14 protein-coding genes are annotated in these 13,813 nt (G+C 45.5%); 7 read left to right on the forward strand and 7 right to left on the reverse strand.

The genetic code is table 11. The features are described 5' to 3' along the window. Positions 1-27 precede the first annotated feature (27 nt). The 5 genes from JC606_RS19180 to recR all read left to right on the forward strand — a co-directional run bounded on the left by JC606_RS19180 (position 28) and on the right by recR (position 4,495). Positions 28-399, forward strand: a complete 372-nt coding sequence (locus JC606_RS19180) for a YbaN family protein (RefSeq protein WP_032498517.1) — start codon at positions 28-30, stop codon at positions 397-399. A 161-nt stretch (positions 400-560) separates the two neighbouring features. After that, on the forward strand, positions 561-1,106 hold the full coding sequence (apt, locus tag JC606_RS19185; RefSeq protein ID WP_004740646.1) for an adenine phosphoribosyltransferase: 546 nt from the start codon (positions 561-563) through the stop codon (positions 1,104-1,106). Positions 1,107-1,124: 18 nt separating this feature from the next. After that, a complete protein-coding gene (gene dnaX, locus JC606_RS19190; protein WP_198779207.1) occupies positions 1,125-3,341 on the forward strand; it encodes a DNA polymerase III subunit gamma/tau in 2,217 nt (738 codons plus the stop codon). Between the two features lie 152 nt (positions 3,342-3,493). Next, positions 3,494-3,823 carry a YbaB/EbfC family nucleoid-associated protein gene (locus JC606_RS19195; RefSeq protein ID WP_004740648.1) on the forward strand — a complete coding sequence of 110 codons (330 nt, stop codon included), beginning with the start codon at positions 3,494-3,496 and terminating at the stop codon, positions 3,821-3,823. Positions 3,824-3,895: 72 nt separating this feature from the next. After that, positions 3,896-4,495, forward strand: coding sequence for a recombination mediator RecR (gene recR, locus JC606_RS19200; RefSeq protein WP_004740649.1), 600 nt, complete (start codon positions 3,896-3,898; stop codon positions 4,493-4,495). A gap of 80 nt (positions 4,496-4,575) precedes the next feature. Here the strand turns inward: recR and aqpZ are convergent, their stop codons facing one another. Together aqpZ and JC606_RS19210 are read right to left on the reverse strand one after the other, a co-directional pair. Next, entirely contained in the window at positions 4,576-5,226 is a 651-nt protein-coding gene (aqpZ, locus tag JC606_RS19205; RefSeq protein WP_233090493.1) for an aquaporin Z, read from the reverse strand. Between the two features lie 141 nt (positions 5,227-5,367). Further along, the gene (locus tag JC606_RS19210; RefSeq protein WP_198779208.1) at positions 5,368-5,616 is read right to left on the reverse strand and encodes a YkgJ family cysteine cluster protein; all 249 of its coding nucleotides are present in this window, start codon (positions 5,614-5,616) and stop codon (positions 5,368-5,370) included. A gap of 159 nt (positions 5,617-5,775) precedes the next feature. Here JC606_RS19210 and JC606_RS19215 point away from each other — a divergent pair, with 159 nt between their 5' ends. Continuing rightward, a complete protein-coding gene (locus tag JC606_RS19215; protein ID WP_061033738.1) occupies positions 5,776-6,213 on the forward strand; it encodes a YcgN family cysteine cluster protein in 438 nt (145 codons plus the stop codon). A gap of 152 nt (positions 6,214-6,365) precedes the next feature. Here JC606_RS19215 and JC606_RS19220 read toward each other — a convergent pair whose 3' ends face one another. From JC606_RS19220 to rlmA, 5 genes are all read right to left on the reverse strand, one after another. Further along, complete coding sequence (locus tag JC606_RS19220; RefSeq protein WP_137407838.1) at positions 6,366-7,943, reverse strand: alkaline phosphatase; 1,578 nt, start codon at positions 7,941-7,943, stop codon at positions 6,366-6,368. 193 nt (positions 7,944-8,136) lie between these two features. After that, a complete protein-coding gene (locus JC606_RS19225) occupies positions 8,137-10,023 on the reverse strand; it encodes a BCCT family transporter (RefSeq protein WP_198779209.1) in 1,887 nt (628 codons plus the stop codon). Positions 10,024-10,156: 133 nt separating this feature from the next. Next, positions 10,157-10,510 (reverse strand): hypothetical protein, encoded by a 354-nt coding sequence (locus JC606_RS19230; protein ID WP_008220370.1) that lies wholly within the window; start codon positions 10,508-10,510, stop codon positions 10,157-10,159. 184 nt (positions 10,511-10,694) lie between these two features. Further along, entirely contained in the window at positions 10,695-11,648 is a 954-nt protein-coding gene (locus JC606_RS19235; RefSeq protein ID WP_198779210.1) for a ChaN family lipoprotein, read from the reverse strand. 75 nt (positions 11,649-11,723) lie between these two features. Further along, positions 11,724-12,539: a 23S rRNA (guanine(745)-N(1))-methyltransferase gene (gene rlmA, locus JC606_RS19240; RefSeq protein ID WP_198779211.1), complete on the reverse strand. Its 816-nt coding sequence runs from the start codon at positions 12,537-12,539 to the stop codon at positions 11,724-11,726. A 205-nt stretch (positions 12,540-12,744) separates the two neighbouring features. On the opposite strand from rlmA, the gene JC606_RS19245 reads away from it, so the two are divergent. Beyond that, the gene (locus JC606_RS19245) at positions 12,745-13,713 is read left to right on the forward strand and encodes a nucleoside hydrolase (RefSeq protein WP_198779212.1); all 969 of its coding nucleotides are present in this window, start codon (positions 12,745-12,747) and stop codon (positions 13,711-13,713) included. Positions 13,714-13,813: the final 100 nt, after the last annotated feature.

Below are 13,813 nucleotides of genomic sequence, written 5' to 3' on the forward strand. Positions count from 1 at the left end.
GTTAGCGTTCGAGTTTTAAGCCTGAATATTGCTGGTGGCCTTTGTATCTTTCTTGCAGTTCTAGGGATTGTATTACCCGTTCTGCCAACCACCCCATTCCTTCTTCTTGCTAGTGCATGTTTCATGCGAAGCAATCCAAAAGTTCACAAATGGATGCATGAGCATAAAACGCTCGGTCCTCTGTTAGAAAACTGGTACCAACACGGCGCTGTCACCAAGCAAGTTAAAACGCGTGGCGTATTCTTTATCTTGTTGAGTTTTGCGTTATCTATCTACTTTGCTCCACTCATTTGGGTCAAGGCTTTCCTAATTTGTGTACTTGTTATTCTTCTCACATGGTTTATGCGACTTCCAACCCATGAGTTGGTTGCTGACAGCAAAGAAAATCACTACCATTAAGCCAGTGTGCCTGCTTGTATAGCGGGCGTTTATTATTTCAGCAATTAGAGTTATGACTCTCGTTGCAATGAATACCAATCGTACCTTTCCTTAATTTCAAGCGTTGATGTTTGATTCGTTAACCAGAGTTTGGAAAGCGGCCTAATGAAGTGCATAAGATTATGAACACAGAAAAAATCTCTCTGATCAAAGCAAGCATCAAAAGCATTCCTGATTACCCTAAAGCGGGTATTTTGTTCCGTGACGTAACAAGCTTGATGGAAGACCCAGCAGCTTACAAAGCGACTATCGAGTTGTTAGCGGAAACATACAAGGACATGGGCTTTACTAAGATCGTTGGTACTGAAGCTCGTGGTTTCCTATTCGGTGCGCCTTTAGCATTAGAGCTAGGTGTTGGCTTCATCCCTGTGCGTAAGCCGGGCAAACTGCCTCGTGAAACTGTGGCACAATCTTATGAGCTTGAGTACGGCACAGATACACTAGAAATTCATACTGATGCTATCGTTGAAGGCGATAAAGTGCTGATGGTTGATGACCTACTAGCAACTGGCGGTACGATTGAAGCGACAACAAAGTTGATTCGTCAGCTTGGTGGTGTGGTAGAGCACGCTGCATTTGTAATTAATCTTCCAGAAATCGGTGGTGACAAGCGCTTAGAAGGCTTAGGTCTAGAAGTGTTTAGCATCTGCGAATTCGACGGCCACTAATCCTTTTCGGAATTATTCATGAGCTATCTTGCGTTAGCGCGAAAATGGCGACCAACCAAATTCAAAGAAGTGGTTGGTCAAGCCCATGTTTTAACAGCATTAGAGAATGCCCTTAGCCAAAATAGGTTGCACCATGCGTACCTATTTAGCGGAACTCGCGGTGTCGGTAAAACGACCATCGGCCGCTTGTTTGCTAAGGGACTTAACTGTGAAACAGGCATTACTTCAACCCCTTGTGGTGAATGTGCAACTTGTAAAGAGATCGATGAAGGTCGCTTTGTTGACCTGCTAGAGATCGATGCGGCATCACGTACCAAGGTAGAAGATACCCGCGAGCTTCTGGACAATGTTCAGTACAAACCTGCGCGTGGTCGCTTTAAGGTTTACCTTATCGATGAAGTACACATGCTTTCTAGGCACAGTTTCAACGCGCTTCTAAAGACGTTAGAAGAGCCGCCTGAGTATGTGAAATTCTTGCTTGCAACGACCGATCCACAAAAACTGCCAGTGACTATCTTGTCGCGTTGTCTGCAGTTCCATCTTAAGCCGATCAGCGTTGATAATATCCACGAGCAGCTTGACCATATTCTTGAACAAGAGAAGGTAACCTCTGAGTCTCGTGCGCTTGGAATGATTGCTCATGCTGCCGACGGTAGTATGCGTGATGCTTTGAGCCTGACAGACCAAGCTATCGCATTAGGCAACGGCAATGTCGTGACTGATACGGTTGCGCACATGCTTGGCACATTGGATACTGACCAAGCGATCCATCTACTTGAGGCTATTAGCAGTAAGCAGCCTCAAGAGGCGATGGCTTGTATCCAAAACCTTGCTGAGAATGGCGTAGAGTGGGATGGTTTACTGAATCAACTTGCTGCTCAACTTCATCGTCTCGCCATGTATCAAGCGTTGCCGTCTACCTTAGACAAAGCTCAGCCTGACGCAGAGAAGCTTGAACTGCTGAGTAAAGCGTTAAGCCCTCAAGATATTCAGCTTTATTACCAGATAGTGCTAAAAGGTCGTGAAGACTTACCGTTATCGCCAACCGCACGTGTTGGTATTGAGATGGTGGTTTTACGCATGTTGGCATTTAGGCCTGCAGAGCAAAATGTCGCAACGGCGATCTCTACTCAGTCGACGAGTCCTGTTGCTGCGCCGGTTCAGAGTCAAGCTCAGTCGGTTAGTCAACCAGCGCCAACGGCCGCTCCGAGACAGCCGCAGATGCAGCAGCAACCTGCACAACAAGCTCCGCAGCAAAGTCCGGCTCAGTATCCGAATTCACAAGGCTACCCTGAGCATTCTGGTCATCAAGGTTATCCAGAACAGGATTACCCGCAAAGCCAGTATGACGCGCCGCCAGCTTATGACGAACGTCCAAGCTACGGTTCAGAGCAGTCGATGAGTCCTATGACTCAACAAGCACAGCCTCAGCAGCAAGCGAGCTATCAGGATCAAGCTCAGGCTCAGCCACAAAACGTTGCACCGTCTGCGCCTGAAGGGCAGCCTGTACGTCCTGCATCACCTGTCAGTGGTTTGCGCCACCAATTACGCTCCCAGCGTAGAGGTAACGCAGCACAGGACAGTAAAGGTTCAACGCCAAAAAAGGCTAAAGCGGCACCAGCTAAAACTTCAGTTCTTGACCGAGTTGCTCAGCAACACGGTAGTTCTGAGCGGGTGTCGCCAGCTTCTTTACCAACCTCTCCGACAGAAAATGTTACCAATGATAATGAACCTTATCGCTGGAAACCGTCTAAACCTGTTGTAAAAGAGGCGAGCAAAGAGCTTACACCTACTCAGATCAAGCGAGCGCTAGAGCACGTCAAAACGCCAGAAATGGTAGAAAAGCTGCTTAACGAGTCGATTGCTCAAGATGAATGGTCTGCCACGATTCAAAAGCTAGAGACAGCTAAGCTTGTTGAACAGTTAGCGTTGAACTCTGTATTTACTAAGAATGATACATCGATAACGCTAACCTTGAGATCGAGCCAAGCTCACTTGAATACGGACCGAGCGCAGAGCGAACTATTACAGTCTCTCAATACGGTACTCGGAGAAGAGTGTCACTTGAGCGTCGAAATCGGCGATGATGGTGAAACACCACTAGAATTACGAGAAAGGCTGTACCAAGGTAAGTTGAAAGACGCGTTTACCAGTTTGGAAAACGATGCCAACGTACAGTTTATCGAAAGACGCTTCGCTGCAGAACTCGACAGAGATAGTGTTCGTCCTATCTAACGTTAATTTTGATTTAGTGATGGGCGTATCATCTTAGATGCACCGATCGAAGAACTGAACACTGAGGGGTTGAATCACACTGCTTTAACCCCCATTTAAGCGCTTATAGCTTAATAAATTTTAATAAACCAATTAGACCAGAGAGTATTAACATGTTTGGTAAAGGCGGTATGGGCAACATGATGAAGCAAGCCCAGCAAATGCAAGAGCGCATGCAAAAGCTTCAAGAAGAAATCGCAAATATGGAAGTAACAGGTGAATCTGGTGCTGGCCTTGTAAAAGTAACAATCACTGGTAGCCACAGCGTTCGCCGTGTTGATATCGATGAAAGCCTAATGGAAGACGATAAAGAGATGCTTGAAGATCTTATCGCTGCTGCTTTCAACGATGCGGCTCGTCGTGTTGAAGAAACTCAAAAAGAAAAAATGGCTAGCATCACTGGCGGAATGCAACTTCCACCAGGCATGAAGATGCCTTTCTAAGCGACTTATTTCTAAGGGTTCGTTCTTGCCTTACTTGAGCGGGCCGTTATTTGAAAATTAGAACGGTTAAATATGCGTACCAGTCATATGCTGGAGCATTTGATGGAGGCCTTACGTTGTCTACCTGGGGTTGGCCCCAAGTCGGCGCAGCGTATGGCCTTTCATTTGTTACAGCGCGATAGAAAAGGCGGCCTTCAGTTGGCTGATGCTCTTAGCCAAGCAATGACTGAAATCGGTCACTGCAATGAGTGCCGTACTTTTACTGAAGAAGATACCTGCCACATTTGTACCAACCCTAAACGTCAGGAAAATGGTCAAATCTGTGTAGTAGAAAGCCCAGCTGATATTGCAGCTATCGAAGCAACTGGCCAATACTCTGGTCGTTACTTTGTGCTTATGGGGCACCTTTCACCACTTGATGGTATTGGTCCAAGTGACATCGGCCTCGATGTTTTGGACTACCGCCTACGTCGTGGTGATATCTCTGAAGTAATCCTAGCGACTAACCCGACTGTTGAAGGGGAAGCGACAGCGCATTACATTGCTGAGCTGTGTAATGCCCATGAAGTGAACGCTAGCCGAATCGCTCATGGTGTTCCCGTCGGTGGTGAGCTAGAGCTGGTGGATGGCACCACGCTTTCACACTCATTGCTCGGTCGTCATAAGATCTAAAAAAGCCGCTTGGTGAATCATCACTAAGCGGCTTTTTCTTTTGTTGCTCAAAAGCTTTTTTCTTCAACCCTTCTCCGAGCTTAATCCGAGCCACGAACGGCTTTGTATATCACCGCACCAATCAAAGCGCCGATAATCGGAGCAACCCAGAATAGCCATAATTGCGATACAGCCCAATCACCAACAAACAACGCTACACCCGTGCTTCGAGCTGGGTTTACAGAGGTATTGGTTACAGGAATACTGATAAGGTGTATTAGGGTTAAACAGAGACCAATCGCTATAGGTGCAAATCCCGCGGGTGCTTTAGAGTCGGTCGCTCCCATGATCACGAATAGGAATACCATGGTCATCACCACCTCACAGACCAGTGCTGCGGTTAGTGAGTAACCACCGGGAGAGTGTTCGCCAAAGCCATTAGACGCGAAGCCTGATGAAACGGCATCAAAGCCTGCTTGGCCGGAGGCAATCACAAATAATACGCCGCCAGCAATAATGCCGCCGAGTACTTGAGCAATGATGTAAGGGACAACATCTTTGGCATCAAAACGACCACCTGTCCAAAGGCCGATAGTAACAGCTGGGTTGAGGTGACAACCGGATATATGCCCAATAGCGAAAGCCATGGTGAGTACGGTTAAACCAAAGGCAAGAGAGACCCCAAGCAGTCCAATACCTACATCGGGAAAAGCGGCGGCTAAGACGGCACTACCACAACCACCTAACACCAACTAAAACGTACCAAACATTTCTGCGATATACCTATTCATAACGATCCTTATTAATCTGTACCTGTATCAACAAGATAGTTTAGATTTCGCAAAATTGTGAAATCTTGGGCATATAGATGTCAGAAAAGGGCAGAGGTATGGTTAAGTGATCGCCTCAAGTTCGATTAAGTTATCGAGTGCTTCTTGATCGGCTTTTCCGCAAATAACAGGGCAAGCTTTGAATTGATGGCACACTTTAGGACGTGAGTCTTGACCAAACAGCTTACAAAGATTCTGTTCGTTTAATTGAATGCAGCGTACGCCCGCAGGCTTACCATTTGGCATTCCAGGAATAGCAGATGTAATACTCGGAGCGATACAGCATGCTCCACAACCTAGGCGACATTCCATCAAATTAAACTCACTAAATAACAGGGTGCGCGATAGTAGCAAAAAATAATGGCAGTGACAGCTATTGATTGGATCAAAGAATGAACAATTATTATCCTTGAACTTTTTATGGGCTAGCGGTATAACACGCACCCCAGTAAAAGAGTAAGAAGTAATCCTATGACGAATCCATTTTGGCAAGAAAAAACACTAGAGCAGATGTCCGAGCAAGAGTGGGAATCTCTGTGCGATGGTTGTGGTAAGTGTTGCCTGCATAAGCTTATGGATGAAGATAGCGATGAGGTTTACTACACCAATGTGGCGTGTAGTTGGCTGAACGACAAAACGTGTTCTTGTAAGGACTATCCAAACCGTTTCACTTCAGGTGAAGAATGTCTGAAGCTAACTCGTGACAAGATCGATGAGTTCCATTGGCTACCTGATACTTGTGCTTATCGACTGCTATCAGAGTCGAAGCCGCTTCCAGAGTGGCACCCATTAATCACAGGTTCTAAATCTGAAATGCATGCTGCGGGTGAAAGCGTTCGCAACAAAGTTGTGTACGAAATTGATGTTGTGGATTGGGAAGACCACATCCTTAATCACCCAAATCGTTAATGATAAAAAAAACAGTCGCTCAACAGCGGCTGTTTTGCTATTTGGTGTCACCTAAATTTGAAACTTACTTAGCTTAAATTCTTAAACGCTTTAACTCTTAAAACAAAAAACGCCCCGCAGGGCGTTAAGTTAAGCTAGCAAAAAATCTCAGGCTAATTTACTTGCTGTTTGATGTATTCACCAAGCTCAGAGTGATGCATAATTTTTGATACTGGTAATATTTTTTCTGCAGGCCCCCAAGCAAACACGTTCACAGGTGTGTGTGTGTGTGTGCCTGTACCCCAAACGATGTTTTGACCTGTTGCTTGCTCTCGAGCAAGTAGGTTGCCACGGTCGTTATATGGGAAGAAGGCATCGAAATCGTTGATGGCTGGTACATTTTCTTCAGAAAGGTACTTGTGTTGCGCCAGTCGATATGGGTTTGGCTTACTTGCTAGTACCTTTTTCGCTTGTTCTGCGGTGATTTGAAATTCACTATTTTTGTTCACGATCTCAGCGAATTTCTCAGGCGTTTGCTCAGCTTTGTCGAGTTTTTGGTATTCACTGATCATGCCGTAGTAGCTTTGTTTCTGATTGTATAAACCATCAAGAATATCGAAGGCACCGAAGTTAAAGTTTGGCGCATAATCACGATCGGTAAAGGCTTCTCCTGGGCGCTTCTGTGGCTTTGGTAGCTCACTTGATGAATAGCTAAAGCCGAAAGAGCCAGTTTCATGGTCTGCTGTGACGATTACGATTGTGTCTTCACGATCTTTTGCCCATTCGTATACCGTTTGAATTGCTTCATCAAACTTGAGCAGTTCGTGCAGCATAGTACCCGCATCATTACTGTGCCCAGCCCAATCTATCTGACCGCCTTCAACCATTAGGAAAAAGCCATCTTCATCTTTTGATAAGACGTTAAGCGCTTTTTGCGTCATCTCTTTTAAGCTCGGTTGTGTGCGTTCGCCACTCAGCTTTTTATTGCTATATGCGATGCCATCGTCCATGCCAGAGTACGCGAATAGACCAAGTAATTTGTCGCCGTCAGCGTTGTCGAGCATATCTCGGTTAAACGCTAATTGATAGCCGTCTTTCTGGGCTTCAGCAAGAAGGTTGCGGTTATCTTTACGTTTTGACTTGAGATAAACGTCACCTTGGGTCAGTTGCTCAAGTTGTTTGTAGGTTTCGCCTTTATCATTGGTTGACTTAGGGATCCAGTGACGTAGCCCGCCAGAAAGCATCACATCGACACCTGTTTCCAGCATATCGCTAGCAATATGGTTTTCTAGAGAGCGGTGTGGCTGATGCGCGGCGAATGCGGCAGGTGTTGCGTGAGTTAAGCGCGTATCGGAAACCAGCCCGGTTGCTTTACCCGCTTTTTTCGCTTTCTCTAGTACGGTTTCTACATGATTGCCTTGGGAGTCAATACCAATAACTTCTGAACCTGTGTAGATACCTGTAGCAAGCATGGTTGCGGAACAAGCAGAGTCGACCACAATCGCATCTTCTGGGTGGGTAAGAGATGAACCAATCACGCCTTCTTGAGCAAGCTGATAAAGGGCGGTCTTTTGACCTTTATAGATTGAGTTAGGTGCTTGGTTTGCATAAGTCTCTAATAAGCCAACTTGTTGAGGTCCCATACCATCGCCAATCATTAGAATGACATTTTTGATTTCTGCTGAAAGTACATTGAATGAGAGTGTTGACGTTGCCACTGCGGCAATAACAGGTTTCATAAAGTGCTTCATTGTTTATCCCTTTTTATATAAGCGGGGTGATTAAAACACTCAAATATGTCAACTTTGTTTCATATTTATTTCATAAATATAAAGTTGAGCAATAACTCAAATCTTGGAATAGAAATAAAAAAAGGCTCACTTTTCTGTGAGCCTTTGGCTTATTTAGGAGGGCCCAAACTCGTGGGCAGCGTCATGGCTAAAGTCAAGCAAGCGGTAGATCTGCAACCACTTGGTTGAACGCGATTCGAGCATTCTGAGCCTGCTCAGATAACTCGACCTTTTTCGCTTGTGCGGCACTAAGATTACTCTCGGCCTGCTCAAGTGCTTGCTGAAGGTTCTCTGGTAACTCGTGAGTTTCCATTTGTGAACCTTGTTCTAGCACATAAGCGCGAATTTCTTTTTTCACTGCTGCTAGTTCTGTATAAGCAACACGCTCAAGCTCTGCAGCTTCTTGCGCAGCGTCTCTTTCTTTCTCAAACTGCGCCAGTGCCATACCTTCAGCTGACCATGGATCCATGTCTGGCAGTTCTTCGATGTTAATCGTTGGTTCGATGTACGCATCTTGGTGACGTAAATCGAGGCTAGTTGCGCGCACTGCTGAAATCATCAACATCACAGAGATAGCCAGTAGCGGTAGGCCACCAACAATCGCTGCAGTTTGTAACGTACTCAAGCCACCCAGGAACATCAGAATCGTTGGTAAGAACGACAGTGTGAATGCCCAGAACATACGGTTCCAACGCATTGGTTCTTCTGTCACGTTGTTCTGAACAACAGAGGCAAGGATGTATGAGATAGAGTCAAAGGTAGTCGCAGTGAAAATGATACACAGTAGTGTAAATACCGCGATAACGATTGTGCTCATCGGTAACTGTGCCAGCATCGAGAAGATAGCCTTAGTTGCGCCTTCATTGTTTAGTACAGCTACAATATCTAGCTCGCCAGACAGTTGTAGAGACAGACCGTAGTTACCCAAGATCATGAAGAATAGGAAGCAACCTAGTGAACCAAAGAAGATAGAACCTGACACCATTTGTTTGATGGTTCGACCGCGAGAGATACGCGCTACAAATAGACCCATACTTGGTGCAAATACTAGCCACCATGCCCAGTAAAAAATCGTCCAGTCTTGTGGGAAGTGCGTATTTTCGAATGTGCCGTAGCCACCAAATGGTTCAGCCCATGTCGCCATCACGAAGAAGTTAGACAGCAGACGGCCAATCGAGTCTAAGCCGGTTTCCAGCATGAAGATCGTTGGACCAGCAATCAGTACGAAAGCCAATAGACCCATTGCACCCCAGAAGTTGATGTTACTCAGGATCTTAATGCCTTTTTCCAAACCTGCGTAAGACGAGTAAGCAAAAATAGCAGTACAGACCAAAAGAACCGTCACTTGTGTCAGGTTGTTTTTCGGTAGGCCAAACAGGTGATTCAAGCCTTCGGTGATTAGAGGTGCTGCTAAACCTAAGGTTGTTGCTGCGCCACCTAATAGGCCGAAAATGAATAGGATATCAACGATCTTTCCTGGTACGCCTTTACTACGGTGCTCACCAAGAACAGGCATTAGTGCACTTGAGATCTTTAGAACAGGTTGTTTACGTACGTAGAAGAAGTAAGCGATAGGAATTGCCGGAATTAGGTAGATAGACCATGCGATTGGTCCCCAGTGGAACAGACCGTAGGTCGCTGCCCAGCGTACTGCTTCTTCACTGCCAGGCTCTAGTTGGAAAGGAGGTGATTGGTAGTAGTAAGCCCACTCAATACAGCCCCAGTACAAGATACTTGCACCGATACCCCCACAAAATAGCATGGCAGCCCATGAAGCAGTTTTAAACTCAGGCTCTTCATCAGCTTCGCCTAGTTTAATTTGTCCCATATCACTGAACACCACGTACACCATAAATGCACAGGCTGCGAGACCTAGCGCTAGATATAGAAAACCAAGTTGATCAGTCATGAATGTTTTCGCAACCGCAATCCAGTCTGCGCCTTGAGCAGGGAACAGAATGAGCGGGAAAACTATCGTGAGGAGGAGTGCAATCGCACCAAAGAAGGTTGGCTTATCGATAAGCTCAAAAGTGTTTTTCACGAGTATTATTCCATTTAAATGAGAGCGGAATTATGGAATGAACTCGTTTTTCTGACCTAATCGGGTCTATTGTCGTGACGACAAATCGCTTTTATTTTGAATAAAATACGATCAAAGGACTACGCAGGTAAGGCTATATTAGAGCAAGAAGAATACCGCCTACGGTTGCCGCTGCGGATAGGTATTGCCCCGCTGAATAAGAACCGTCATCTTCTTCTTCGATCTTATCTGGGTGATCCATACCTAGAGCACCGTGAGCAAATGATTCAACTTTATCGGTAACTGTCGCGTTTTCTGCTTCAACCTTCTTAGCTTCTTTATCGATTTCTTTAAGGGCAGATAAGAGCGCTTTGCCCTCTTCAGAAAGTTTAACCGTATTTTGCTCAACCTTAAGCGGCGCAGGCTTTTCAGCTTCGTTAGCTGAACTTTTAGCGTTCATCTGCGAAGGCGAATATAGCTGAGTATTACTCGTTCCTACTGGCGTCATATAGCTCTCCTTACCTATCCTTAAACATAGTATCGGCAGAGGTGTGAAAAACTTGTGCAATTAATCATCGATAGTGATGTTTTTTTATTCGCACATTACATTTTCTTCTGCTTAATCAAAACTGCTTGGTATTTAAGCAATTCCTATGCCGATACATATGTTTGTTGTAGAAGGTTAAGCGAGCTCAATCACATTGTAGATCTGAGCTGCGTTTAGATAGGTGTTTATATGCCTTCATGCGGTTTTCTTTCTGAACAAAACGTATGGGTGGAGACAATACCTGTAGTTGGTAATCACTTGAATCTGAAGACAATGCATCAACAGGCGTGATGATGGCGACTTTCAGGTCAGGATTGCGACGCGAGATAGAAGCGGCTGTGCCTAAACCACCTTCCGTATGGAATTTACCTGCGACATGAATCACTTGTTTGTCAGGGTTCGTTGCTAGGTAATCGACAATCGATTCCGCCATGGTTTCATCCCAAGTCACTTGAGCGGCAAACTGCTTTTCAGTTTGTTCAGGCGTACCGTGGTGCATCGATGCCATGAACTTGTCTTTGTAAGGGCTATCGCCAATATTAACTTCAGTCGCTACCCAATCTCTCTGTTCCGAAGAAAGCTGTTCTAGATACGGTAACCCTTTACGGCCAATACACTGAACAAAGGGCTTTGGTGCATTCGCTGCGATAACATCTAAGTCATTCGCTTTTGCGAACTCTACTAATGCGCGGTAATCACTTTCGTAATTTGGCCAAGCGGCAGCCTGAGAGATAAGCACTTGTTCACCAATCTCATCGTTTAGGTATCGGTTAAGTGTGTCTTGGTGTTCTCGAGTGAACTGTTCCATTGACAGGGCAATGTTTGAACCTGTGTTTTGGCGCGCTTTTAAGAAGTCAGTTTGAAAGCGGTGGATGGCGGAATGAGTGTGCCATTCGCCAATAAGAATAACGTCAGCGTCTAGCAGTTCTTGAGGTAAAGCGTTAAGAGAGAGTGCTTCACCTTTTGGTGAGGCAAACTGATAATCGTAGTAGGTGGAAACGGTTTCCGGTTGAACCACTTTTTGAGAAGTGTTTTCTGAAGGTTGATTAGCACAAGCTGTGAGAAGAGTGGCTAATCCGATAAGAATAATACGTTGCATGAAATGCCTCCTTGAAGAACACGCATACTAAAGGAGGCAAGATGAGATTTCAATGCAAACGATAATCAATATCAATTAAATCTTTTTGCGGTACACTCTTAGCATAAAGTCAGCTTCACAGTTGAATTGCTCTGCGTTGGTGAGTTGTTGTTTAAACTCTTCAGTCGCTTTCCAAGCAAACGGCGTCATCTGTAGCAGGTCGAATGCAACTGACCCCGATAGTTCCATCATATAGTTTAGGTGCTCTTGGTGCTCAAGAGTAAAACCTTCGATCAATTCAGGATCTTCATCGTGTAAACGCACACCATCATAAATGGCGTCACGCAACTGATATAGGTGTCGGCTTGCTGGTGTTACTGTAATCACGACACCATTGTCTTTAATTGTGCGTTGGAGCTCTTCTGCCTTACATGGTGCATAAATGCGTAGAATGCCGTCTAAGCTGTTTTCAGCAAAGGGCAGACGATGGCTAGAGGCAACTGAGAAGTCAACCGCAGGGTAGCGTTTAGCCGCGTATTTGATGGCAATCTTAGAAATGTCTAGGCCAAAAATCACGCCGTTTTTATCTTGAAGATTCAACGCAATTTCGTTGGTGTAATACCCTTCGCCACAGCCAATATCCAATAGGCTAGGATCTGTGTCTGGCAGGTAGCTAGAACATAAGCCGACAACCGCTTGGCGCATTGGCTCGTAATGGTTGCCTTCAAGGAAGCGACGACGTGCCTGCATCATCTCTTTGTTGTCACCTGGATCTTTTGAACGTTTGTGGTGTGCGGGCATCAAGTTGACGTAGCCTTCTTTTGCTAAATCGAACTGATGGTTCTTTTCACACTTAAACGTACGATCGTGTTGAGATAAAGGTTGGTGACACAAAGGGCATTGGTAGTGCATGACGATCTCAGAGCATAGAGTAGGGCGGCAGATTCTACCAAAAAGGTCTCTGTCAGGCTAAACAAAAAAGTCGTTGATAGTCGCTCTGGAGATGTGGAGTATTGGGGCTGATAACATTAAAAATCATTGCTTCGATTTTGGTCACGTTTGTCTGCCGTTTTTCTGGGTATTGTTCACTCTTTCCTAGCGTGAATAAGAAGCTGATATGACAAAGAAAATTATCCTCGATACAGACCCAGGCATCGATGACGCAATGGCAATTCTATTTGCTGAAGCTCACCCAGAGATTGAGCTGATGGGAATTACGACGGTTTATGGCAATGCGACGATAGATAACGGCACTCAGAATGCGCTTTATCTGAAGCAGAAGTTTGGTATGAATGCGCTGGTGGCAAAGGGTACTGATAAGCCATTAGTCAGAGACCCAGTTGGTGCTACCGTGGTCGTGCATGGTGAAGCTGGCTTTGGTGATGTAAAAGCACCGAGTTCACTAGAGGTTAAAGCGATTGAGAAGCCCGCTTATCAGTTCATTATTGATAGTGTTCGTGCTGAGCCGGGAGAGATTACATTCGTGGCGGTTGGTCCTCTCACTAACCTTGCTCTGGCATTGGAAGCCGCTCCTGACATTGTCGATTTGGTTAAGGAAGTGGTCATTATGGGTGGAGCCTTTGGCGAAAATGACCACAGGGGCAATGTGACGCCATTTGCTGAAGCGAACATACACGATGATCCTCATGCTGCAGACAAGGTCTTCACGGCATCATGGCCTGTGACGGTTATCGGGCTTGATGTAACAGAGGAGAGCTTCTTTACTGCTCAATATTTGGATGATTTAAGAGATGATGCTAGAGAGGTAGGGCAGTTCATCTGGGATGTAAGCCGTTACTATTTGAAGTTCTACTCAGAAAAGGTGGGAATGGAAGGCTGTCACGTTCACGATCCATCAGCTATTGCTTATGTTATCCAACCTTCTTTATTTGAGTGCCGAAGTGGTGCAATTAGAGTTGTAACAGACGGCCCTGCTGAAGGTATGACCATCCAGAAAAGCGACCAACGCAAATACATGAATGATGAGTGGAGTTCATTCCCAGCGCAGAAGGTCGGCGTTAAAGTAGACGATGAAGCGTTGTTGTCACTCTACAGAGAGACGTTAGTTCGATATTCTCAGAGTTAAGCTTGAGCGTTAGCCGATTGAGAGTAATAAAAAGGCCGGAGTGAACCCTGTCTCTTATACACAAATCCCTAAGCCACGCTTGGGGATTTTTTTTGAACTA

The organism is Vibrio sp. IB15, from assembly GCF_016406055.1.
GTDB classification, from domain to species: Bacteria; Pseudomonadota; Gammaproteobacteria; order Enterobacterales; family Vibrionaceae; genus Vibrio; species Vibrio chagasii.